Origin of the sequence: Methylobacterium sp. J-072 (genome assembly GCF_022829425.1) — a bacterium.
GTDB lineage: Bacteria > Pseudomonadota > Alphaproteobacteria > Rhizobiales > Beijerinckiaceae > Methylobacterium.
The window spans coordinates 25,097-48,104 of record NZ_JAKSYK010000172.1; the positions used below are offsets into that span (position 1 = coordinate 25,097).

24 protein-coding genes are annotated in these 23,008 nt (G+C 69.1%); 15 read left to right on the forward strand and 9 right to left on the reverse strand.

The window, feature by feature from the left end:
• Window positions 1-2 precede the first annotated feature (2 nt).
• A complete protein-coding gene (locus MKK67_RS19590) occupies window positions 3-791 on the forward strand; it encodes an aldolase (protein ID WP_243968499.1) in 789 nt (262 codons plus the stop codon).
• Here MKK67_RS19590 and MKK67_RS19595 read toward each other — a convergent pair whose 3' ends face one another.
• Window positions 792-2,078 carry a lytic murein transglycosylase gene (locus MKK67_RS19595; protein ID WP_243968501.1) on the reverse strand — a complete coding sequence of 429 codons (1,287 nt, stop codon included), beginning with the start codon at window positions 2,076-2,078 and terminating at the stop codon, window positions 792-794. It abuts the gene before it with no gap.
• Window positions 2,079-2,372: 294 nt separating this feature from the next.
• Here MKK67_RS19595 and MKK67_RS19600 point away from each other — a divergent pair, with 294 nt between their 5' ends.
• The 3 genes from MKK67_RS19600 (at window position 2,373) to MKK67_RS19610 (ending at window position 4,645) form a co-directional block, all read left to right on the forward strand.
• Complete coding sequence (locus tag MKK67_RS19600; protein ID WP_243968503.1) at window positions 2,373-2,870, forward strand: SRPBCC family protein; 498 nt, start codon at window positions 2,373-2,375, stop codon at window positions 2,868-2,870.
• A 149-nt stretch (window positions 2,871-3,019) separates the two neighbouring features.
• Window positions 3,020-4,432, forward strand: coding sequence for a pyruvate kinase (pyk, locus tag MKK67_RS19605; protein ID WP_243968617.1), 1,413 nt, complete (start codon window positions 3,020-3,022; stop codon window positions 4,430-4,432).
• A gap of 84 nt (window positions 4,433-4,516) precedes the next feature.
• Window positions 4,517-4,645, forward strand: a complete 129-nt coding sequence (locus MKK67_RS19610; RefSeq protein WP_007561257.1) for a hypothetical protein — start codon at window positions 4,517-4,519, stop codon at window positions 4,643-4,645.
• A 53-nt stretch (window positions 4,646-4,698) separates the two neighbouring features.
• Here MKK67_RS19610 and MKK67_RS19615 read toward each other — a convergent pair whose 3' ends face one another.
• Window positions 4,699-5,886 (reverse strand): patatin-like phospholipase family protein, encoded by a 1,188-nt coding sequence (locus MKK67_RS19615; RefSeq protein ID WP_243968505.1) that lies wholly within the window; start codon window positions 5,884-5,886, stop codon window positions 4,699-4,701.
• Window positions 5,887-6,325: 439 nt separating this feature from the next.
• On the opposite strand from MKK67_RS19615, the gene MKK67_RS19620 reads away from it, so the two are divergent.
• Window positions 6,326-6,856 carry a GcrA family cell cycle regulator gene (locus MKK67_RS19620; RefSeq protein ID WP_243968507.1) on the forward strand — a complete coding sequence of 177 codons (531 nt, stop codon included), beginning with the start codon at window positions 6,326-6,328 and terminating at the stop codon, window positions 6,854-6,856.
• A gap of 13 nt (window positions 6,857-6,869) precedes the next feature.
• Here the strand turns inward: MKK67_RS19620 and MKK67_RS19625 are convergent, their stop codons facing one another.
• The gene (locus MKK67_RS19625) at window positions 6,870-7,832 is read right to left on the reverse strand and encodes a TAXI family TRAP transporter solute-binding subunit (RefSeq protein WP_243968509.1); all 963 of its coding nucleotides are present in this window, start codon (window positions 7,830-7,832) and stop codon (window positions 6,870-6,872) included.
• Window positions 7,833-8,112: 280 nt separating this feature from the next.
• Between MKK67_RS19625 and cysK the strand changes: the two genes are divergently transcribed.
• From cysK to MKK67_RS19650, 5 genes are all read left to right on the forward strand, one after another.
• Window positions 8,113-9,087 (forward strand): cysteine synthase A, encoded by a 975-nt coding sequence (gene cysK, locus MKK67_RS19630; RefSeq protein WP_243968511.1) that lies wholly within the window; start codon window positions 8,113-8,115, stop codon window positions 9,085-9,087.
• Between the two features lie 387 nt (window positions 9,088-9,474).
• Window positions 9,475-9,972, forward strand: coding sequence for a hypothetical protein (locus tag MKK67_RS19635; RefSeq protein ID WP_243968514.1), 498 nt, complete (start codon window positions 9,475-9,477; stop codon window positions 9,970-9,972).
• 121 nt (window positions 9,973-10,093) lie between these two features.
• Window positions 10,094-10,432 carry a hypothetical protein gene (locus MKK67_RS19640; protein WP_243968516.1) on the forward strand — a complete coding sequence of 113 codons (339 nt, stop codon included), beginning with the start codon at window positions 10,094-10,096 and terminating at the stop codon, window positions 10,430-10,432.
• Complete coding sequence (locus MKK67_RS19645; RefSeq protein WP_243968518.1) at window positions 10,432-10,746, forward strand: hypothetical protein; 315 nt, start codon at window positions 10,432-10,434, stop codon at window positions 10,744-10,746. Before MKK67_RS19640 ends, MKK67_RS19645 begins: the two co-directional genes overlap by 1 nt.
• A complete protein-coding gene (locus MKK67_RS19650) occupies window positions 10,743-10,895 on the forward strand; it encodes a hypothetical protein (protein ID WP_167367748.1) in 153 nt (50 codons plus the stop codon). The genes MKK67_RS19645 and MKK67_RS19650 overlap by 4 nt, the downstream gene beginning before the upstream one ends.
• Before the next feature lie 81 nt (window positions 10,896-10,976).
• Here MKK67_RS19650 and MKK67_RS19655 read toward each other — a convergent pair whose 3' ends face one another.
• A complete protein-coding gene (locus tag MKK67_RS19655; protein ID WP_243968520.1) occupies window positions 10,977-11,207 on the reverse strand; it encodes an RAG2 PHD domain containing protein in 231 nt (76 codons plus the stop codon).
• Between the two features lie 145 nt (window positions 11,208-11,352).
• The gene (gene typA / locus MKK67_RS19660) at window positions 11,353-13,179 is read right to left on the reverse strand and encodes a translational GTPase TypA (protein ID WP_243968522.1); all 1,827 of its coding nucleotides are present in this window, start codon (window positions 13,177-13,179) and stop codon (window positions 11,353-11,355) included.
• Between the two features lie 378 nt (window positions 13,180-13,557).
• On the opposite strand from typA, the gene MKK67_RS19665 reads away from it, so the two are divergent.
• The 3 genes from MKK67_RS19665 (at window position 13,558) to MKK67_RS19675 (ending at window position 18,713) form a co-directional block, all read left to right on the forward strand.
• Window positions 13,558-14,259 (forward strand): SDR family oxidoreductase, encoded by a 702-nt coding sequence (locus MKK67_RS19665; protein WP_279601723.1) that lies wholly within the window; start codon window positions 13,558-13,560, stop codon window positions 14,257-14,259.
• Window positions 14,260-14,542: 283 nt separating this feature from the next.
• Window positions 14,543-17,191, forward strand: a complete 2,649-nt coding sequence (locus MKK67_RS19670; RefSeq protein ID WP_243968524.1) for an ABC transporter ATP-binding protein — start codon at window positions 14,543-14,545, stop codon at window positions 17,189-17,191.
• Between the two features lie 85 nt (window positions 17,192-17,276).
• Complete coding sequence (locus MKK67_RS19675; protein ID WP_243968527.1) at window positions 17,277-18,713, forward strand: cytochrome P450; 1,437 nt, start codon at window positions 17,277-17,279, stop codon at window positions 18,711-18,713.
• A gap of 127 nt (window positions 18,714-18,840) precedes the next feature.
• Here MKK67_RS19675 and minE read toward each other — a convergent pair whose 3' ends face one another.
• From minE to minC (MKK67_RS19690), 3 genes are read right to left on the reverse strand one after another with little or no spacing between them, the layout of a single operon-like run.
• Window positions 18,841-19,179 (reverse strand): cell division topological specificity factor MinE, encoded by a 339-nt coding sequence (gene minE / locus MKK67_RS19680; protein WP_243968528.1) that lies wholly within the window; start codon window positions 19,177-19,179, stop codon window positions 18,841-18,843.
• A complete protein-coding gene (minD, locus tag MKK67_RS19685) occupies window positions 19,176-19,991 on the reverse strand; it encodes a septum site-determining protein MinD (RefSeq protein ID WP_243968531.1) in 816 nt (271 codons plus the stop codon). Before minD ends, minE begins: the two co-directional genes overlap by 4 nt.
• 30 nt (window positions 19,992-20,021) lie before the next feature.
• Window positions 20,022-20,750, reverse strand: coding sequence for a septum site-determining protein MinC (minC, locus tag MKK67_RS19690; RefSeq protein WP_243968533.1), 729 nt, complete (start codon window positions 20,748-20,750; stop codon window positions 20,022-20,024).
• 745 nt (window positions 20,751-21,495) lie between these two features.
• On the opposite strand from minC (MKK67_RS19690), the gene MKK67_RS19695 reads away from it, so the two are divergent.
• Both MKK67_RS19695 and MKK67_RS19700 read left to right on the forward strand, forming a co-directional pair.
• A complete protein-coding gene (locus MKK67_RS19695) occupies window positions 21,496-21,804 on the forward strand; it encodes a type II toxin-antitoxin system RelE/ParE family toxin (protein WP_243968535.1) in 309 nt (102 codons plus the stop codon).
• Entirely contained in the window at window positions 21,797-22,102 is a 306-nt protein-coding gene (locus MKK67_RS19700; protein ID WP_243968537.1) for an addiction module antidote protein, read from the forward strand. Before MKK67_RS19695 ends, MKK67_RS19700 begins: the two co-directional genes overlap by 8 nt.
• 81 nt (window positions 22,103-22,183) lie before the next feature.
• On the opposite strand, the gene minC (MKK67_RS19705) is transcribed toward MKK67_RS19700, so the two are convergent.
• Window positions 22,184-22,939 (reverse strand): septum site-determining protein MinC, encoded by a 756-nt coding sequence (minC, locus tag MKK67_RS19705; RefSeq protein ID WP_243968539.1) that lies wholly within the window; start codon window positions 22,937-22,939, stop codon window positions 22,184-22,186.
• Between the last annotated feature and the right edge of the window lie 69 nt (window positions 22,940-23,008).

Below are 23,008 nucleotides of genomic sequence, written 5' to 3' on the forward strand. Positions count from 1 at the left end.
GCATGGCGCACGCCGTCACCGCTTCGGGCACGCCCCCCGTCCGCAGCAATGAGCCCCTGAACGCGGACGGCGTCCGCCGCGCCCGTGTCGATCTGGCCGCCTGCCTGCGCTGGGCCGCGCGCAACGGCCTCGAAGAGGGGATCTGCAACCACTTCTCGGCGGTGCTGCCCGAGCGGCCGGACCTGTTCCTGGTCAATCCCTACGGTCTGGCCTTCGCCGAGGTGACCGCATCGAGCCTTCTGCTGTGCGACTTCCACGGCAACGTGGTGGAGGGCAACGGCCAGCCGGAGGCGACCGCCTTCCACATCCATGCCGAGCTGCACCGGCTGAAGCCCAACGCCCGAGCCGCCTTCCACACCCACATGCCCTACGCGACGGCGCTCGCCATGCTCGAAGGGCAGCCGCTGCTCTGGGCCGGGCAGACCGCCCTGCGCTTCTACGGCCGCATCGCCGTGGACGAGGATTACAACGGGCTGGCGCTCGATTCCCGCGAGGGCGAGCGGATCGCCCGGAGTGCCGGCGAGGCCGATATCGTGTTCCTGAAGAACCACGGGGTCATGGTCCTGGGCGAAACCATCGCGGAGGCCTGGGACGACCTCTACTATCTGGAGCGCGCCGCCCAGGCGCAGGTGCTCGCCATGAGCACGGGCCGCACCCTGAAGGTCGTCCCCGAGGAGATCGTGAAGCACGTGGCCGCCCAGGAAGCCGCCGGCCGCGCCGAGAGCGCGCGCCTGCACCTCGAGAGCGTCAAGCGCGTGCTCGCCCGGGACGAGCCGGCCTTCCTGGCCTGATCACGGCGCCGTTCGGATGCGGTCCAGCAACGCCGCGTCGGCGTAGCCATCCGCCGGCAATCCCTGCGTGCCCTGGTAGGCCCGCAGGGCCGCCCGGGTCTTCGGGCCGATCTTGCCATCGACGCCGCCGGTGGCGTAGCCGCGCTCGGTCAGCCGGGTCTGGAGGTCGCGGCGCTCGTCACCGGTGAGCGGCCGGTCGCCCCGCGGCCAGTCCCGCGACAGACCCGGATCGCCGCGCAGGCGGTCCGAGAGCTGCGCCACGGTCAGGGCATAGGCGAGCGCCGTGTTGTAGCGCAGGATCACCGCAAAGTTCGGCCGGAGCAGGAAGGCGGGTCCGCGGATCCCCGCGGGCAGGATCAGGGTCGCCTGCGCGGTCTCATCCGGGATCGGACGGTCGCGGGCGGGCTTCACGCCGAGGTCCCGCCAGGCGGCGAGACTGCGCGGCGTGGTCTCGTCGGCGAGTGCGGCGTCGAACCCCTCCGGCAGGACCGCCTCGTAGCCCCAGCCCTCGCCGGGCCGCCAGCCATGGGCACGCAGGTAATTCGCCGTGGAGGCGAGCGCGTCCGTAGCCGAGGTCCAGATGTCCCGCTTGCCGTCGCCGTCGAAATCGACCGCGTGCTGCTGGTAGACGGTGGGCATGAATTGGGTGTGGCCCATGGCGCCGGCCCAGGATCCGGTCAGTCCGCCGGGCATCTTGTCGAGGGGCGCCTCGTCGCGGGCGAGGATCTGCAGGGCGGCGGTCAGCTCGTCGCGCCAGTAGGCGGCGCGGGTGGGATCGCCGCAGCTCAGGGTCGCGAGCGAGCGCACCACCGGCTTCACCACAGACAGATTGTCGAGCACGGTGCCGTAGGTCGATTCCACCCCCCAGAAGGCGACGAGGGTGTAGCGATCGACGCCGTACTGAGCCTCGATCGCCGCAAGTGGCGTCGCCAGCTCGGCGAGCTTGCGCTGCCCGGCCTCGATCCGGGCCGGCGTGATGCTGGCCTCGATATAGTCCCAGATCGGCCGGACGAACTCGCCCTGGTTCCGGGTCGCGGCCAGCACGTCCGGATCGGGCTCCAGGCCGCCCAGCTGCGCCTGCGCGACGGCCTGCGGCACGTCATGCGCCGCGGCCCAGGCGATCAGATCGGTGCGGCATGTCTCGAAGGACGGGGCCAGCGCTACCTCCGGCGCCGCGACGGCCAGCCCCGGAGCCAGCGCCAGGGCTGCGATCCCGAGCCTGAGGGCGCGAAGCCCCGCACCCCTGCCTTCGCGCGATTTAGGAGTCGACATGATGCGATCGTCCATCAGCGTCTCCGGCTCCAAGCCTGACATGCGGTTTCTGGTCGAAGCGCGCCGCACCGTCATTGCAAGCGTAGCGAAGCAACCTAGGGAAACGCGACATTCGGGGATCGCGCGCAGCCCTGGGTTGCTTCGCTACGCTCGCAATGACGGCGAAAGGTCGAGCGGCCGAGCGATCGACCTTTCGCCGTCTTACCGGCTGAGCCCGGCGGTTTCCAGGGATCGGCTGCCGGAGCCCGGATGGGTTTCCTCCAACAGGCGCCCTACTTCCGTTCGGCGACATCCGGCGGAGACCCCAACGTGAAGCAACCCGCCCCTGCAGCCCTCGGCATCGCAGCGTTATTCATCGCCAGCCCGGCCTGCGCCCTGGAAGTCACCCGCAGCCGGGACATCCCGGCGCCGCCCGCGGCGGTCTGGGCGCTGATCGGCGATTTCTGCGCCATCGGGCTGTGGCATCCGCAGGTCGAACGCTGCGTCCTGTCGCGCGAGGACGACGATGACGGTATCCGGGCGCAGATTCGGGGCGTCGTGGCGAAGGGTGGCCTCGGAACGATCGTGGAGGTCGAAACCGCCCGCGACGAGGCGGGCATGAGCTACAGCTACAGCTTCATCCAGGGTCCGCTGCCGGTGCGGGCCTACAACGCCACGCTGGCGGTCCGCCCGAACGGCGCGAGCTCCACGGTGGTCTGGACCGCGACCTTCGACGCCGAGGGCATGAGCGACGCCGACGCCCTCGCGGACATCACCGGCGTCTACGACGCGGGCCTCGCCGGCATTGCCCGCGAGGTCGCCAAATAGGCGGCGGAGTAGGCGGCCCGCCCGCACGGCGAATCGCGCGCCTCGCAAAAAAAGCTCGCCTCGGCGCGCATCCTTACCAATGTGGGGGCCGTCGGCGGGCCCGATCGGCCGGCCGATTCCCGGAGGTCGTGTTCATGGCAGAGCCCCGCATGCGCCGTCACCGCCACGCCAAGATCGTCGCCACCGTCGGTCCCGCGAGTTCCGCGCCCGACCGGCTGCGCGCCCTGTTCCTCGCCGGGGTCGACACCTTCCGGCTCAACTTCAGCCACGGCGTGCAGGAGGACCACGCCAAGGTCCATGCTTCGATCCGCGCCCTGGAGCGGGAGGTCGGCCGCCCGATCGGGATCCTGCAGGATCTGCAAGGTCCGAAGATCCGGATCGGCACGCTGCAGGGCGGGCGCCTGGATCTCGTGGCCGGGGAGACGATCCGCTTCGTGCTGGAGGGGTCCGAGGGCGACAAGCAGGCGATCCCGCTGCACCACCCGGAGATCTTCGCCGCGGTGGTGCCGGGTCAGGAGCTCCTGATCGACGACGGGCGGGTGCGGGTGCGGGTCGTGGGGCCGGACCGGAATTCGATCACCGCCGAGGTGGTGACCGGCGGCCCGATCTCGAACCGCAAGGGCGTCAACCTGCCGGGCACCTTGCTCGACCTGTCGCCGCTCACCGACAAGGACCGGGCCGACCTCGCCTTCGGGCTCGAGCTCGGCGTCGACTGGGTCGCCCTATCCTTCGTCCAGAAGCCGTCGGACCTGATCGAGGCCCGCGGGATCATCGGCGACCGGGCCGGCATCATGTCGAAGATCGAGAAGCCGCAGGCCCTGGAGCGGATCGACGACATCATCCGGCTCTCCGACGCCGTGATGGTCGCCCGCGGCGATCTCGGCGTCGAGATCCCGCATGAGGACGTGCCTGGGCGGCAGAAGGAGCTGATCCGCGCCTGCCGGCTCGCGGTGAAGCCGGTGATCGTCGCGACCCAGATGCTCGACTCGATGGTCAACGCGCCCGCCCCGACCCGCGCGGAGGCGTCCGACGTCGCCACCGCGATCTACGACGGCGCCGACGCCGTGATGCTGTCAGCGGAATCGGCCACGGGGCAGTACCCGGTCGAGGCCGTGTCGATGATGGACCGAATCATCCGCAGCGTGGAGGGCCACAAGCTCTACCACTCGATCGTGGCCGCCTCGGAGCCCGGCGAGGAGGAGACGCCGCCCCACGCGGTCGCCACCGCCACGGCCGATCTGGCCGAGGCCGTGCGCGCCGCCGCGATCGTGACCTACACGACCAGCGGGACCACGGCCGCCCGGGTCGCCCGCAAGCGCCCCGCCGCATCGATCCTGGCACTGACCCCGAGCCTCGCCACGTCGCGGCGCCTGTGCCTGCTCTGGGGTGCCCACAGCGTCCACACGGACGATGTCGATTCCTACGAGGAGATGACCGCCAAGGCCTGCCAGCACGCACAGGACGAGGGCTTCGCCCGGCCGAACGACATCATCGTCGTCACCGCCGGCATCCCGTTCCACACCATGGGGAACACCAACAACATCCGGCTGATGCAGATCTGACGCCGCGAGCCGCGGAACGTCGGCCGCGCATCGCCCGTTAATGGGCAAGCTGCGCCGTTTTGGCGCGAACGCGCGGAGGGACCCATGAGCCTGATCGGACGCATCGTCACCAAGCTTCTCGGCAACGAGAACCGCCCCATCGACCGCGACGACCGGAACGCCAGCACCGCGACGCCGATCGGCCGCTTGGTCACCAAGATCCTGGGCAAGTAACTCGCCCGATCGCCGCGCCCCCATTCGGGGCGCGGCGCTGAAGCCTCAGACAATCAATTTGCGACGGCTGCCGCAGTCTGCTTGAGCGTCGGCGCGGCCGGCACCGTGTGCTGCCAGAACGTCCCGGTCTGGCCCTTCTCCAGGCCCGCCTGGTAGAGCGCCCGCATGTATCCGGTATCGAAGCCCTTGGCGGCGGAGGCCTTCGGGCCGTTCTCGTCGATATAGGTCAGGTTGAAGCCCATGCCGTTGCCGCGTGCCAGGGCGTAGGTCGCCGTCAGGGTGGCACGCGAGCGGGCGCGGCTCGCCGTCGTGAACGAGCGCTCGACGATCGACAGGGTGTTGTCCTTCGTCACCTCGAAATCCGGCTCCAGGCGGCCGTTGATCACCACGTAGATGTTGGCTTTGCCGCCGGTGCGGATCTTGCCGTCGCGGAGCAGCAGCGTCTGCGGCAGGGTGAAGACCGGCGTGACCACCGAGCCGTCGACGTGCATCTCCTGGAAGCGGGCGTCGGCGGCGGTCACGTCGATCATCTGCGGCGGGAACACCGCCGGGATGCTGGCCGAGGCGGCCAGCACGTCGCGGAACAGCTCCAGGGCATTCGGCGCGCCGCTCGACGCGATGACGCCCATGTTCCAGATCACCGCGCGCTGGGAATCGAGATTGGTCGTCACGACCATGAGGCGACGGCCCTTGGCATGCTCCTCCGCGATGGCGGTGAGCAGCTCCGGGGTCACGTAGCGGGCGATCAGGTTGCGCAGGCGCCCATCCCCGAACAGGCCGGAGCCGAACAGGACGTTGGCGATGTTGGGCGAGGTCACCAGTTCGCCGGCGACGCCGCTGGTGTAGAACTCGGTGAGGTACGGATCGTAGGCCGGCCCCAGGAACGCGAAGGGCGCGATCAGCGCGCCGGTGGACACGCCCGAGACCAGGCTGAATTCCGGGCGGGTGCCGGAGGCCGTCCAGCCATTGAGCACGCCGGCCCCGTAGGCGCCGTCGCCGCCGCCGCCCGACAGGGCCAGGTAGTTGAAGCCGGCGGAGCGGCGCTGCGGATTGCCGGCGAGTTCCGCGATCGTGTCCACCGACGCGTCGGCATAGACCCGCGCACCCGGGATGCCGGGTACGCTGGCGAACGCGGCCTGCTCGGCCGTGTAGGCGGTGCGTGGGACGCTGCCGCAGGCCGCCACCTGGCCGGCCAGCCCGAGCGCGACCAGCACGCGCAGCCCCCCCTGACGGTAACCCATCGTCCTCACCTCGGATAACAGCAACGCTCGCCCCTTTTGCCACACGGAAGCAGCTTGGCCGTAACGGCGTTCCCGCCGAGCTTAGCATTCGGCACGATTGTGATGCGATTGCGCCGGCCTGTGACGCCGGCGACACGCCGTCCCGGGATCGCTCTGCGCTTTCGGCGCCGGTAACCACCTTCTCGGACGAGGGAGCCATTGCCGGTGGACAGGGCGGGTCTCCGTCTCCGGGGCGCCCTTGCAAGCGTCGCGAACGCCGCGCTAGGGTCCAGCCGTGGCCTGACGAGACAGGGTGTCGCACGCGGTGCGGCATCCGACGCGCATGGGTGACGCGCACGGGTGCGGTTCGCACCGGCAGGACGGCCGGGCGGGTCTGTATGATCCGGAACGCACCCCGTCACGCGGGTATAGCGCGGGCCGCAGGGGGCGGAGGGGGACTATGGAAGCGGGCCTGAGCTGGACAGATGATCGTGTGGCGCTCCTGCGCCGGCTGTGGGAAGACGGGCAAAGCGCGAGCAAGATCGCGGCGCAGCTCGGCGGCGTCACCCGCAACGCGGTGATCGGCAAGGTGCATCGTCTCGGCCTGGGCGGCCGCGCCCGGGGCGGCGAGGAGGCTCCCGCCGCAGCGCAAACCGCAAAGGCCGTGGAGATCGAGACCGCCATCGCGGTGGTCGAAACCCAGGCGCCCGAGCCGGTGGCGATCCTGTCGCATCGGCCCACGCCGGTCTTCCCGGCACCAGCCCCAGCGGCCCCCGAGCCGGTGGCGCTGTCGGTGTCGCAGCGGGTCACGATCATGGACCTGCGGGAATCCATGTGCCGCTGGCCGCTGGGCGACCCGACCACGCCGGAATTCCGGTTCTGCGGCGCCCGCTCGATCACCGGGCTGCCCTACTGCACCCACCACGCCGAGATCGCCTACCAGCCGGCCGCGGAGCGCAAGCGCGACCGGCGCGTCGCCTCGTTCCGCTAGCCCCCCTGCAGGCTCAGCGGACGACGACACCGGTCTCGCCGAGATAGCGACGCGTGCCGGGGTTGAGCTGCGTCGCCGGCACAAGTCCGGACAGGTTCTTCGGATGGCTATCCGCGCCCTGCGGATGGCGGGCGACCATATCGGCCCGGGCCAGGGCCCGGACGATCCGATACGCCGTGTCGGCCTCGAAGCCGGGCCGCGCGAGCACGAGGCTCCAGGAGCCCACCGTCTCGATCGCGGCGGACTGACCGGGGAAGCTGCCGGGCGGCACGATCAGGCGCTGAAGCGCCGCGCCGGGCTGCGCCAGTCGCGCGATGCCGGCCTCCGACGGCCCGAAGAACCGGGCGCCGCCCGGCACTTGCGCCATCGCGAGGAAACCCGGCCAGCCGAGGCCGCCGCCCCAGAGAGCGTCGGCGTGGCCATCGCGCACCATGGGCGGCCCGTCGCCGGCCTGGTCGAGCAGGATCGGGCGGATGTCGCGCTCGGGATCGAGCCCCGAAGCTTGGAGTGCGCTACGGCCCATCACGGTGAGACCGGACTTATGCGTGCCCAACACCACCGTCCGCCCGCGCAAATCCTCGACTGCGCGAATCGGGCTCGCCGCCGGAACGGCGAACAGGCCGGGCGAGGGGTACATCGGCGCCAGAACCGTGAGGCCGCCCGGCTCAGCCAGGGCTGGATAGGCGTATTCTCCCTGGACCAGGGCCAGGTCGACCCGGCCGGCGCGCAACAGCCCGATATTCTCGGCCGAGCCGCCGCTGGCGCACGTTTCAATGGCGAGTTCGGGATCCGCCGCCCGGATCGCCGCCGCGAAGGCATCCCCGAAGGCCGGGAAGCCGCCACCCGGTGTCGCGGTGGCGAGAACGACGCGCGTCGGCTCCGCAGCATAGGTCGACCGTACGAGAACGAGGCCTAAGGCGGCCAGCAGACCGGCGCGGCGAGTCGGGCCGGCGGCAGCGAGTGGACGGCGTTTCATCGGTCATCCCTCGTCGGAAGCCATCCGCGGCGCGGCGTATCGCATCGGGCGAGAGAACGATATTCCACAAAGCGACCGCGCATCAGCCGCCTTCTTCCATAATCGGGAATATTCCCCACCGCTGGCAAAAAGAACTTTCGTACAGGACACTTAGCCCGATTGCCCCCGGTTCGGCGACGCGATATCGCAGCCTCCTGTCCGCCGGCCGGCCGAGGCTCCCCTTGGCACGGACCGCCCGGACCCGACATCCGTTCGACTTGAGACCTGCAGGAGTTCCGCGATGGCCGATTCCCTCAACGCGCCGGCGAAGGTCGGCCACGGCCGTGTCTACGGCTCGATCACCGAGACCATCGGCAACACCCCGCTGGTGCGCCTCAACCGCTTGCCCAAAGAGCACGGTGTCGATGCCGAGATCCTGCTGAAGCTCGAATTCTTCAACCCGATCGCCAGCGTAAAGGACCGTATCGGCGTCAACATGATCGACGCCCTGGAGGCCGCGGGCCAGCTGCAGCCCGGCGGCACGCTGGTCGAGCCGACCTCCGGCAACACCGGGATCGCGCTGGCCTTCGTGGCCGCGGCGCGGGGCTACCGGCTGATCCTGGTGATGCCCGAGACGATGTCCATCGAGCGGCGCAAGATGCTGGCCTTCCTGGGCGCCGAGCTAGCGCTCACCCCCGGCGCACAGGGCATGAAGGGCGCCATCGCGAAGGCCGAGGAACTGCTCAAGGAGATTCCGGGCTCGGTGATGCCGCAGCAATTCTCGAACCCGGCCAATCCCGAGATCCACCGCAAGACCACGGCTGAGGAAATCTGGACCGATACCGGCGGCCAGCTCGATGCCTTCGTGGCCGGCGTCGGCACCGGCGGCACCGTGACCGGCGTCGGCGAAGTCCTGAAGCCGCGGCTGCCCAACCTCAAGGTCTTCGCGGTAGAGCCGGTGGATTCCCCGGTGATCTCCGGCGGCCAGCCCGGCCCACACAAGATCCAGGGCATCGGCGCGGGCTTCATCCCCGGGAACCTGCACACCGACATCCTCGACGGCGTGCTCAAGGTTTCCAACGAAACCGCCTTCGAGACCTCGCGGGCGCTCGCCCGGCTTGAGGGCATCCCGGGCGGCATCTCCACCGGCGGCAATGTCGCGGCGGCGCTGGAACTGGCCAAGCGGCCGGAATTCCAGGGCAAGCGGATCGTCACGATCGCCTGCTCGTTCGCAGAGCGCTATATCTCGTCGGCCCTGTTCGACGGGATTGGCTAGCACCGGGCGGGGCAGCGCCACGCCCCGACACTGACGATGACCTCTCAAGCCGCGCCAGTTCTCTTGGAGCCGGCGCGGCTTTGGCGTAAAGGAACGATAGCGGCTGCCTATTCCACAACCTATGCCGTCCGAATTATTGCGTTGAAGTACCAACTGTCGCGAGCAATAGATTAGCCTCAATGCTCGACGACTTCGATCGGGTGGCGCCTCTCATCAATCCTGTCGATTTGTCCCGGTTCATAACCAGTATCCTTCAGCATCATCCGTGATCTGCGCGCTGCGCGACGACACGTCGAGACCCGAATCTTGGAAAACCTTCGCGCATCGGTCATGTGAGTCCCGGGCCTTCGCCCCGCCGACGATCCAAGACCGGACGGACATTCCCGCATGCGCTGGCTTCTCGTTCTCCTCGGCTGCTTCATCGCCCAGGCCGCGCAGGCGCAGGGCTTCGCCAGCCACGACCTCACGGGATTCGTGGATCGGGTCCGGATCGCGATCGACACTAAGGCCTCGGTGCAGGCGACCCCGCTGACCCTGACCGTGACCTGCGCCCCGTGCCGGGGTTCTCCCGTGGCCGATATCGAGCTCGGACGCCTGAACGACGGAACCGAGAAGCGGGTGCGATCCGGGGCGACCACCTTCGCCAAGCTCGAATCGCTGTGCATCCAGCAGAACCCGGATTGCCGCCTCTCGGCCCTGCCGGTGAGCCCGGCCATCGGGTGGATCACCGTCTATGGGCTGGGGAATGGCGGTGGGTCGACCGCGGTGATCCTGCGCGACGGCGACCTGCTGATGATCCAGGCCAAGGCCGACAGCCCCGGGCACGCCGAGGATTCGGTGCGGGCCCTGGTGCAGAACCTTGCCCCCAGGATCGTCGGCCCCTGAATGTGATTCACCGCCGGCAGCCCGCGGACCGGACGGCTCCGAGGGATCACCGGCGCTGACGCAACCCTGGTCTCCCGCTCCCGTTGTCCCGCCACAGCGCACAGCAGAAGAGGCAGGAGCCATGGCAGAGCAGACGACACGGCCGTCGTTGAAGGACTTCAACGCCAATGCCGACCGCAATGGTCAGGATCTCGGTCAGGATTCGCCCCTCGACGTGGGTCTGCCCGCCAACACGCAGGCCGACCTGAAGCGCGATCCGGCGGGCGACGCCCAGGCGGCGCGGATCGCCTCCGGCACCCCGGGCTCGGACGCAACCGACGCCACCGAGGCGGAGACGCCGCCCGAGAACCTGAAGAAGCTCCAGGGCGAGTTCGGCAAGGCTTCGGACAAGGGCTCGCGCCTGGGCGAGGCGATCGACCGGGCCACCGCCGCAGTCGGCCAGGACGATGGGAAACGCTGATGGGCAGGCTCACCAGCGATTCCGGAACCGTCACCCGCAAGCCCGACGACACGGTCGGCTCGAAGGGCGAGCCTCCGGCGGGCGGCGGTCACCAGACCCCCGAACAGGCAGCGATCACCGATATGGGTTCGGGCGAGGCGGCCAAGACCGAGGCCAAGGAGGGGTGGGGCCAATCCGGCGAGGCCGGACGCTCACCCCCCGCCGTGGGCGGCTCGTCGGGCGGCCATTCGGACCAGACAGCGTCGCGGGGCCCGGCCGCCGACCAAAAAGTGGCCGACGGACACTATCGCGTCGAGCAGGAGGATAAAAAGTGAGCGAGCGCGAAGATCCGAAGCCGGAGAAGCCGGCCAACGTCGCGCCCGATGCGGTGAAGGACCCGAACGAGAAGACCGACGGCAAGCCCGGGATGGGTCCGCAGGGCGACAAGAGCCAGAACGACGAGACTGACCCCGGCGGCAGCTGAGGTCTCTTTTCGAGATGGCCGCAGACCTTGGGGCATGAGCCTCAAGGTCGATGCGGGGTTCTAATCGCTTGGGATACGCGCTCAGGTAAGCCGGACGCGGATCGGCTCGACAGCCAGCGCGACCTCGTCCGGACGGCAACCGGTCTCGACGCAGGCGTAGCGGATCGCGTCCTGGCGGGTCCGAAACAGGCCCCCTGCCCTACCGCCGGTCTCGACGGCGACCCAATGGCCTTCGCCATCCTGGCCGACGAGATACGGAGCGGCTGCCGGGGCCGAGCGGGCCGGCAGGTTGGCGTTCAAGGCGACGGGCATCGGGGTCACGAGGTTTTATGCGGCCCGCTCGGGCCGTCCCGCCGAGCTGGAATGCTCGGCGGGACGGCTCGATAGGTCAACCGGGGAGCAGAATGAAGTCCCCATCGACAACCGGGCCTGAGCGCCCGGTTGCCCGGCATTCAGCTCAGGCGGCAGTGTCCTTCGACGAGCGCTCGACGCGCTTGCGGTCGTTCGGATCCAGCACGGTCTTGCGCAGACGGATCGACTTCGGCGTGACCTCGACCAGCTCGTCGTCCTGGATCCAGGCCAGCGAGCGCTCCAGGGTCATCCGGATCGGCGGCGTCAGGCGCACGGCCTCGTCCTTCGAGGTGGTGCGGATGTTGGTGAGCTTCTTGCCCTTGAGCACGTTCACCTCGAGATCGTTCTCGCGGTTGTGCTCGCCGATGATCATGCCCTGGTAGACCTTCCAGCCGGGCTCGATCATCATCGGGCCGCGGTCTTCGAGGTTCCACATGGCGTAGGCCACGGCCTCGCCCTTGTCGTTGGAGATCAGCACACCGTTGCGGCGGCCCGCGATCTCGCCCTTGAACGGCTCGTAAGCCTTGAACAGGCGGTTCATGATCGCCGTGCCGCGGGTGTCGGTGAGCAGCTCGCCCTGGTAGCCGATCAGGCCGCGGGTCGGGGCGTGGAACACGAGGCGCAGGCGATCGCCGCCCGAAGGCCGCATCTCCAGCATCTCGGCCTTACGCTCGGACATCTTCTGGACGACGACGCCCGAATGCTCCTCGTCGACGTCGATCACGACCTCTTCGATCGGCTCGAGAAGTTCGCCATTCTCGTCCTTCTCGTAGACGACCCGCGGGCGAGAGACCGCGATCTCGAAGCCCTCGCGGCGCATGGTCTCGATCAGGATGGCGAGCTGCAATTCACCGCGACCGGACACATAGAAAGAATCCTTGTCGGACGCTTCCTCGATCTTGAGCGTGACGTTGCCTTCGCCCTCCTTGAACAGGCGGTCGCGGATCATCCGGCTGGTGACCTTGTCGCCCTCGGTGCCGGCGAGCGGCGAGTCGTTGACGATGAACGACATGGTCACGGTCGGCGGATCGATCGGCTGGGCCTGGATCGGGGTGTCGACCTGCGGGTCGCAGAACGTGTCGGCCACGGTGCCCTTGATCAGGCCGGCGATAGAGACGATGTCGCCCGCCTCGCCGATATCGATCGGCGCGCGCTCCAGGCCCCGGAAGGCCAGGATCTTCGAGACGCGACCGGTCTCGACCACCTTGCCATCCCGCGACAGCACCTTGATCTGCTGGTTGGGCTTGACAGTGCCCGACGCGATGCGGCCGGTGATGATCCGGCCCAGGAACGGGTTGGCCTCGAGGAGGGTGCCCAGCATCCGGAACGGACCCTCTTCAACCTTGGCCGGCGGCACGTGCTTCAACACGAGCTCGAACAGCGGCTTGAGGCCCACCGACGGGTCGGCCTCGGGGCTGTCGGCCATCCAGCCGTTGCGGCCGGAGCCGTACAGGATCGGGAAGTCGAGCTGATCATCGGTGGCGTCGAGCGCCGCGAACAGGTCGAACACCTCGTTCACGACCTCGGTGATGCGCGCGTCCGGACGGTCGACCTTGTTGATCGCCACGATCGGGCGCAGGCCGATCTTGAGCGCCTTGCCGACCACGAACTTGGTCTGGGGCATCGGCCCCTCGGCGGCATCCACCAGCACGATCACGCCGTCGACCATCGACAGGATGCGCTCGACCTCGCCGCCGAAATCGGCGTGGCCGGGGGTGTCGACGATGTTGACCCGGGTGTCGTCCCAGACGACCGAAGTCGCCTTGGCCAGGATCGTGATGCCACGCTCCTTCTCCAGGTCGTTGGAGTCCATTGCCCGCTCCTCGACCCGCTGATTCTCGCGGAAGGTGCCGGACTGGGCCAGCAGCTTGTCGACGAGCGTCGTCTTGCCGTGGTCGACGTGGGCAATGATGGCGATGTTGCGCAGATTCATGGCGGCCCGAAACGGGTTGTGCCGGCTCCCTGGCGGCCGCGCGGCGCGGCCGTCCGCGCCGGGTGAGGTACGGTCGAGGTGGTTGCGTCGCAATATAAGCCCGCGGGCCCCGCGGCAAGGCCGGCGGATGCATGCCGGTACGCCGTTGCGCGCGGCGTCCCCCGCTAAACCACACGTGGTGCCAGCAAATTTCGGGCTCGCAGCGGCAGCGATGCACGCCATCGCACGCCGTGGTCTCCTCGGTTCGGCTGCGAAGTCCGTTCCGCCCGACCGCTCGCGTACCGTAAACCGGTCCGGCTTGCCGGCGGTGGCGATTCGTCGCCCCTGCGCCTGCGGCAGACCCGGCACGATCACCGGACGAGAGCGGAGCGGACGATTATGGGCGACAGGGTGGCTCTCGTGACGGCGGGCGGCAGCGGCATGGGCGCGGCCGCCGCCCAAAAGCTCGCCGCCGACGGTTTCGCGGTCGGCATCCTGTCGTCGTCCGGCAAAGGCGAGGCGTTGGGTCAGGAACTGGGCGGGTTCGGCGTGACCGGCTCGAACCAGTCCAACGAGGACCTGCAGCGCCTGGTCGACGGCGCGATGGCCCGCTGGGGCCGGATCGATGTCCTGGTCAACAGCGCCGGCCACGGCCCTCGGGCGCCCCTGCTCGACATCACCGACGCGCAGTGGCACGCCGGCCTAGACACCTATCTGATGAACGTGGTGCGGGCGGCGCGCCTGGTGACGCCGATCATGCAGGCGCAGCGCGCCGGCGCGATCATCAACATCTCGACCGCCTGGGCCTTCGAGCCGAGCCCGATGTTCCCGACCTCGGCGGTGTTCCGGGCCGGGCTCGCGGCCTACACGAAGCTGTTCGCCGACACCTACGCGGCCGACAATGTCCGCATGAACAACGTGTTGCCGGGCTGGATCGACAGCCTGCCCGCCGCGGAGGAGCGCCGGAAGAGCGTCCCGATGGGCCGCTACGGCCGCACCGACGAGATCGCCGCCACGGTCGCGTTCCTCGCCTCGGACGGCGCGGCCTACATCACCGGGCAGAACCTGCGCGTCGATGGCGGCGTGACCCGCTCCATCTGAACCGTCGCACCACGCCCTGCGGTACGCACAGCGCAGCACGCCAATCCGTGATCGGATGGTGCCGCCGTGCGCCCGGCATGCCCTATATGACGGCGCGATGACACGACGGCCGTGCAGCGGGACCGCGCGGTCGCACCAACGGGACCGGCGGCCTGCGTCCGGTGCCGCCAAGCTTACGCAATGGAACCGCATCGTTCGATGACGTTTTCGCTCAGATCTGTGCGTGGGCGCACACCGAGCCGGCATCGTTTTCGCCAGGAGAGACCTTTGCCGGACGTTCCCGATGCGCGAGCTTGAGCCGCGGCTCTTTCCCTACATCTGGCGCTACTCCAAGGCCGAGCAGCTCAAGATCTGCGCCGTGGTGCTGGCCTCGCTGCCGTTCTACTTCGCGTCCCTCGACCTGCCGAAGCGCATCGTCAACGATGCCATAACCGGCAAGGCCTTCGCGCATGGCGAGGCCACCGCCCCCTTCCTCGACGTGACGATCCATTGGCCGGACCTGCTGGGGGGCGGCACGACGCGGGTGTTCGAAGGTTTCCAGTTCGACCGGTTCGAGCTGCTGCTCGGGCTCTCGACCCTGTTCCTGGTGCTCGTGCTGATCAACGGCGCGTTCAAGTTCTACATCAACCTGCAGAAGGGGATCCTCGGCGAGCGGATGCTGCGCCGGCTGCGCTACCAGCTGTTCTCCCTGATGCTGCGCTTCACCCCGGAGGCGCAGCGCGAGGTGAAATCCTCCGAGACGGCGACGATCATCCGCGACGAGGTCGAGCCGATCGGCTCGTTCATCGGCGACGCGATCGTGGTGCCGGTCTTCCTCGGCACCCAGGCAGCGACCGCGCTCGCCTTCATCATGATGCAGAACATCTGGCTCGGCCTCGCGGCCGGCGGGATGGTGGCGGTGCAGATGACCGTGATCCCGCGGCTGCGGCGGCAGATCATCCTGCTCAGCCGCCAGCGCCAGATCGCCTCGCGCAACCTCGCCGGCCGGGTCGCCGAGGTGCTCGATGGGCTGCAGGCCGTGACGCTCAACGACACCGGCCGCTGGGAGCGGGCCGAGATCGGCGGCCGGCTCTACAGCCTGTACGACCTGCGCCTGCGCATCTACCGGCGGAAATTCGCGGTCAAATACCTCAACAACCTGCTCGCGCAGATCACGCCGTTCCTGTTCTACGCGATCGGCGGCGTGTTCGCCCTCAAGGGCGAGCTCGATATCGGTCAGCTCGTGGCGGTGCTCGCGGCCTATCGCGACCTGCCGCCGCCCCTGAAGGAGTTGATCGACTGGGACCAGCAGCGCCTCGACGTCGAGGTGAAGTACGAGACCGTGGCGGCGCATTTCGGGCCGCAGCGCCTCCTGCCCGCCGAGCGGGAGAAGCAGGGGACGCCGCCGCTGCTCGGCAGCCCGCTGCGCGCCGAAGCCCTGGCGCTGCGCGATCCCCAGGGGGGCCTGCCGATCGAGATCGGCGATGTCCAGGCCGCGCTGCCGGGCCGGTTCGCCCTGGTCCCCCCCGGCCCGATCGCGCAGGAATTCGCCCGGACGCTCGCGGGCCTGCGGGTTCCGACCAGCGGTTCGATCCGGATCGGCGACCACGACCTGTCGACCCTGCCGCGATCGACCCGTGCCCGGCGCATCGCCTTCGCCGATCTCGAACCGGTCCTGTTCCCCGGGACGGTGCGCGACAACCTCCTCTACGGACTGCGGGTCAAACCCCTGCGGACGACGAGCCTCGACCTGAGCAAAGCGCGGATCAACGAGGCGGTGAAGACCGGCAATCCCGCCGACAGCATCGACGATCCGTGGATCGACTACGCCAAGTTCGGCGTCCGCGATGCCCGGGAACTCGACGAGCGCCTGCTCGACCTGCTCTTCCGGCTCGATCTCGGCGACGACCTGTACCGGTTCGGCCTCGGCGCGCTCAGCACGGTGGTCCACGACACGCCGGCGGGCCAGCGCATGATCGCCGCCCGGGAGCATCTGCGCGAGCATTTCGCCCAGAGCGGGCTCGCCGATCTGGTGATCCCGTTCTCGCGTGGCAGCTACAACGTCCAGGCGACCGTGGCGGAGAACCTGATGTTCGGGGTGCCGCGCGACCCGACCCTGACGGATCCGCGGCGGCTTGCGGGCGTGCGGCTGTTCCGGGAGGCGCTGGAGCGGGCCAAGCTCCTGGACGATCTCGACCGGATGGGCGTGGCGATCGCCCAGAACCTTAAGGACATCTTCGCCGACGTGCCGCCGGGCCACCCCTTGTTCCGGCGCTTCTCGCTGATCACCCCGGACGCCCTGCCCGAGTATCTGCGCCGGCTCGCCCGCCTGCCCGCGGAGGGCCGGCTGGACGAGGCGGACAGCGTGGCGTTCCTGGCGCTGGCGCTCGCCTATGTCGAGCCGCGGATGCGCTTCGGCCTGCTCGACCAGCCGCTCAAGCTCCGGATCGTGGGCGCGCGGGGCGTGGTGCAGGCGTTCATGCACGGCCATGACGGCTGCGACATCGAATCCTACGACCCGAACCGGATCAATCCGCGCAGCACCGTCCTCGACAACCTGCTGTTCGGCCGCATCGACACGGCGCGGATGCATGGCGAGCAGATCGTCCAGCGCGAGGCCCGGGCGGTATTCCGCCAGTTCGACCTGGAGCGCCCGGTTCAACGGCGCGGCCTCGACCAGCAGGTCGGCAATCGCGGCCAGCTTCTCACCGACCGCGTGCGCGTCCGGATCGGCCTGGCCCGGGCGCTGCTGCGCGACCCGGAGATCCTCGTGGTCGACCGGGTCAGCGAGCAGCTCGAGCGCGGCGTGGAAACGCTGCTCGACGTGACGGCGGCGGTGCTGCCCAAAGGCAGTCTCGTGGCGAGCGTATCCAGCGAGGCAGAGGCCGCGCGCTTCCAGACACGGCTGGCGCTCCGCCCCACCGAATCCCGTCTGCGCAACGCCGCCGAGTGAAGCGAACGCGGCGGTGCCGTGACGCACGACCCGGTCCGGCCGGCGGTTTACACTGCAGCCCGTCTCCGGCACAGGTTGGCCCAACATGGCTGTATTGACCGACGCGATCGCGAGTTCGGACCGGACGAAGCCGAGCCTCGCCGGCCTGCCGCGCTTGGTGCCGCCGCACCCGGCCCTGGCGGAGCGCGAGCTGCCGCTCTCGGCCTATTTGCGCTCGATCCGCGACAACGGCCTGGCCGGTTTCCCCCGGCGCGCCTTCGAGGAGCCGATCACCCGCCGCAGCCTATTGGGGCGGTCGAGCTACGTCCTGAACGACCCAGAGGCGATCCGCCATTTCCTGGTGGAGAACCAGGCCAACTACGCCCGCACCACTGGCACGGTGCGGATCCTGCGCCCGATCCTGGGCGACGGCCTGCTGATCAGCGAGGGCTCGGCCTGGCGCCACCAGCGCCGCACCCTGGCGCCGGCCTTCACGCCCCGGGCGATCGACGGGCTGGTGCCCCACATCGCCGCCGCCGTGGATGACGGGATGGCGCGGATCGTCGCCGATGCGGCCGAGGGTCCGATTGACCTGTTCACGGCCTTCCACCGGTTGGCGCTGGAAATCGCTGGCCGCAGCATGTTCTCGGTCGGAATGGACCAGTACGGCGAGGAACTGCGCGACTTCATCGCCGAGTACAGCGTCAAGATAGGCCGGCCGCACCTCCTCGATATCGTGATCCCGCCGGGCTGGCCGGTGCCGCTCGACTGGTCCCGGGCGCGGTTCCGGCGGCGCTGGATCCCGTTTCTCGACCGGATCATCGCGGCGCGCCAGGCCGCGACGCGGGAGGCGGGCCATTCCGGCGACCTGCTCGACCTGCTCGCCACAGCCCGCAATCCGGATACCGGCGCCCCGTTCAGCGCCGAGGAACTGCGCGACCAGGTCGCCACCATGATCCTGGCCGGCCACGAGACCACGGCCGGCACGCTGTTCTGGGCCGCCTACATGCTGGCGCTCGCCCCCGAGTTGCAGGAGCGCTTGGCTGCCGAAGCCCGGACGGCCGACCTCACCAACCCGACTGGTTGCCAGAGCGACGGCCGGCTGCCGCTGATCCGGGCGACGGTGGACGAGACCCTGCGCCTCTATCCGGCAGCCTTCGTCATCGTCCGCCGGGCGCTCGGCCCGGACACGATCGCGGGCCATCCGGTGACGAAGGGCGATATCGTGATGGTGAGCCCCTGGGTGCTCCATCGGCACCGGGGGCTCTGGCCGGATCCGGAAGCCTTCGACCCGGGCCGGTTCCTGCCCGGCGCGAAGCCGCCGGCCCGGTTCTCCTACCTGCCGTTCGGGGCGGGCCCGCGGGTCTGCATCGGCGCGCAATTCGCGCTGATCGAGACGGTGCTGTCGCTGGCACGGTTGCTCGCCCGGTTCCGGCTGGTCCTGGAGGATCGCGAACCGATCCTGCCGCATGCGGTGGTCACCACCCAGCCGCAGCGTTTCGCCAAGTTCCGGCTCATCCCGCGGGAACCGGCTGGCGCCTGATCCCGGTTCTCGCCCGGACGCGTAAGGTCCGACGAAATCGCGGCTCAATTCTCAAAAAAAAGCCGCACCCGGCTCAGCGGGCGCGGCTTGCGCAGGTTCGTGCCGGCGGTGACGATCCCGGCCCGGCTCAAGCGGCCTTCTTGGCTGCCAGCTTCCGCCCGGCCTTGTTCGCCGCGACCTCGGCGAGCTTGGCCGCCAGCTTCGCATCGAGCTTGGCCGAGACACCGAGCGGCAGCTCGATGTCGAGACCCAGCGTCGAGACGCCCTCGCCGCGCTCCAGGGTGACCTTCACCTTGTCGGCTTCCACCGACACGTGGTTGGCGATCACCGCCAGGATCTCGTCGCGGAGCTGCATCACCAGGTCGGGGCGACCCGACTCGGCGCGCTCATGGGCGAGGATCAGCTGCAGGCGGTCGCGGGCGACCGCGCCGGAATTGCGCTTCTGGAAGATGCCCAGGATGCTCATGCCGCCCTCCGCATGAACAGCTTGTCGAGGAAGGACTTGCGCTCGGTCGGCATGCTCATCGGCACGGCCTCGCCCTTCAGCCGGCGCGCCGCATCGGCGTAGGCCCGCGCCGGGGCGCAGAGGGGGTTGTTGAGGGTGACCGGGCAGCCGAGGTTCGAGGCGCGCAGCACCTCCTGGCTCTCGGGGATGATCGCCAGCAGCGGGATCGACAGGATGTCGAGCACGTCCTCGGTCTTGAGCATGTCGCCGCGGTCGGCCCGCATTGGGTCGTAGCGGGTGAGGATCAGGTGCTTCTCCATCTCCTCGCCCTTCTCCGCCTTGGCGGTCTTGGAATCGAGGAGGCCGATGATCCGGTCGGAGTCGCGCACCGAGGAGACCTCGGGGTTGGTCACGACCACGGCCACGTCGGCGTGGTGCATGGCGAGCTGGGCGCCGCGCTCGATGCCGGCGGGCGAGTCGCACACCACCCAGTCGAACCGCTCGCGCAGCTCTTCCATCACCCGGGCGACGCCGACATCGGTGAGCGCGTCCTTGTCGCGGGTCTGCGAGGCCGGCAGCAGGAACAGGGTGTCGAGGCGCTTGTCCTTGATCAGCGCCTGCGGCAGCTTGGCGTCGCCGTTGACCACGTTGATGAGGTCGTAGACCACCCGGCGCTCGGCGCCCATGACCAGGTCGAGGTTGCGCAGGCCGACGTCGAAATCGACGACGCACACGCTCTGCCCGCCCTGCGCCAGGGCCGCTCCGAGGGCCGCGGTCGTCGTCGTCTTGCCGACGCCGCCCTTGCCCGATGTGACGACGAGAACCTTTGCCACGCGTCGATCTCCCTGATTTCTAAGCTTGCGTTAGTCTAAGCTTGCCATTCGGATGTTGCCGCCATCGAGCCAGACCTGAGCGGCCTTGCCGCGCAGGGCCGTGCCCATGTCCTCCGCCGTCCGCACGAGGCGGTCGATCCCCAGCAACTCGGGCTCGAATTTGCGGCAGTAGATGCGGGCCCGCGGGTTGCGCGCCGCACCGGCGATCGCGCGGCCCCGCAGGGCGCCGTAGACGTGGATCGAGCCGCCCGCCAGGATCTCCGCCCCCGAGGAGACGGACCCCATCACGGTGACGTCGCCGGTGGGGTTGATCACGCTCTGTCCGGAGCGGACCGAGCCCTCGACGGTGATCGAGGTCACCACCTGCGGCTCCGGCTCGGCGGGGGCGGCCGGGATCTCGACCCGGTCCGACGGACGCCCCTGCACCAGCAGCGGCGGCAACCCGGACCCGATGGTCTCGAGGCCCTCGATCCCCAGGACCGCGATGCCGCGGGCCTTGAGCTCGGCCATTAACGCTTCGAGCGCGTCCGGCTCGGGCTTGAGCTGGGCGCAGTCCAGGATCACGGCCCGGCCTTTCAGCAGGGTCGGCGAGCGCTTGAGCGCCGCGTCGAGGCCCGCAAGCCACTCGGGCAGCGGCGGCTCGGGGGTGAGGGCCAGGCCCTTGAACGCCCGCCCGCGAAGGCTGAGCGGCCGGGGCGCAGGAGCCGCCGCTGGGGCGGTCTCCGGGTCGTCGATCGGCTCGGGGAGGGTTTCGCTCATGTCGGCCCGTTAAGAGTCCTTACCGGACCATTGACGGCGGGCATGGTTACCGAAGGGTTAAGTTTTGGATCCAGTCGGCAAATTCTGCCGGGATCCTGGTATCGGTGGAGCCTGGGGCCTGCGCAGCCAGGACGCCGGGGTCGCCCTACAACCGCAAGCATCGGGGCCGGCCGGCACCAACCGATCTTGAGAACGCGCAGCGCCGATCCGCGCTAAGGCTTTATCAAATATCAAATTTCTCAATATGATGCGGTCGAACGCGCCGCCGCGTCGATCTGAGGATTCGGATCGACCGCCGGCTAAAAGGCAACGCGCGGCTCGCCTTCTACGGTAAAAAATTTGAATCGATGACTTGCGAGATCGATCCGCGATGATCGGTCGGAACCCGAAATTCGAACACACCGTCTACGGCAGCGGTCGATGTCCGGTGCTTACCATTACGGTCGCGAGGCGCACTCGTCGATCATCGAGAGAGCCCAATACACGCACAAGAGAGCACTGAGCCGTTCGAAGTCGCCCAGTGCCGCCCGAGTGAAAACGACTCGTGGTATGCCGGTGTGGGCAGCTCACGCTCAGTGCCACAACTGGCGAGCCGCGTTTCGCCCCCCTCGGCCGTCGCGTGCAGCTTCATGGGGATGGACTTGCTTGCGTCCAGACTCGCGACCTCGTTCGCCGGCCTGACAGTGCTTAGAGTGATCCTCACAATCCGCCTTGTTTGACCGTAGCCCGGGGGCTACATTTCGACATGCTCACTGTCCGCCGCACCGAGGTTTTCGCCGGGTGGCTGAAGAGTCTCCGGGATGATCGGGCGAAGGCGCGGATAGCAAATCGCATAGACCGCTTGGCGAACGGCAACTTCGGGGATGTGAAGTCCGTCGGTGCTGGCGTGAGTGAACTGCGGATCGATTACGGTCCCGGGTATCGCGTGTACTTCGTTCGGCGAGGCGCGACCCTGCTTGTGCTCTTATGCGGCGGCGACAAAAGCAGCCAGAACCGGGATATCGACCGCGCGAAAATCTTAGCTCTGACATCCTCAGGAGAGACCGATGACTGAGACCGCACCTTACGACTCGGCAGAATTCCTGGATTCAGACGAGGCTATCGCGGAGTATCTTGCGGCAGCTGTTGAGGAGGGCGATCCGGCCCTGTTTCGCCACGCGCTGGGTGTCGTGGCACGCGCACGCGGCATGACACAGATCGCCCGGGAAGCCGGCCTCTCGCGCGAAAGCCTGTATCGGGCCCTCTCTCCCGAGGGAAATCCGAGCCTGGATACCGCTATGCGGGTGATGAAGGCCCTCAACGTGCGGCTGACTGCCGTCCCCATCGAGACCGAACCGGCCCTGCCCGGTTGAGGGCGGCCCATCGGATGTTCCATCCTGAATAGCTGACGGCCACCACGGAGTGCCGGAACTTCGGCTTGAGGGTCGCTTCCCTTACCCCCGCTCGAACAAACCCAGCTTGATCGCGTCCTCCACCAGTCGCACCTCCACGGCCTGGCCCCGGAAGGCCGGGTCGAGATCATCGGCGGCGCGGTAGAGGCCGTCGATCGCCACCAGTTCCGGCTCGAAGCGGCGGCACCAGATCCGGGCGCTCGGGTTGCCGGCCGCGCCCGCCACCGCCCGGCCGCGCAGGGCGCCGTAGACGTGGATCGAGCCGCCGGCGATCACCTCGGCGCCCGAGGCTACGGCGCCCAGCACGGTCACGTCGCCTTCGAGATGCAACACGGTCTGGCCCGAGCGCACCGGCGCGTCGAGGATCAGCGAGCGCGCGGCGCTCTCTTTGGGTGCCGGCTCGGGCGTCGCATCCGCGTCCGGGGTGGCGACCTCGCCGACCGGGCGGCCCCCCGACAGGGCCGGCGGCAGTTCGGGGGTGAGGATCGACGGCGGCGCACCCTCGATGCCGAGGATCGCGATCCTGCGGGCGGCGAGTTCTGCGAGCAACCCGTCGAGATCCTCGCGGGTGAGCTTCAGGCCGGCGAGATCGAGGATCACCGGCCGGCCGGCGAAGAAATTGGGCGCGCGCCGGTTCAGGGCGTCGAGATCGCCGAACCACTCGGCCACCGGCGGCACGGGGGCGAGGACGGTGGCCATGAAGGAGCGGCCCCGGAAGCGGATCGGCGGGCGCGCCGGCTCGGATGTCGGCTGGGTCACGGGCGTTTTCGGTGTCGCGAGGAGGTCTGATGCATCCATGCGGCGCGACCGCGCCCGGGGCAATCCCGCAACGCCCGGTGTGACGCCTTGCTCGGCCCGCAGGCGGGT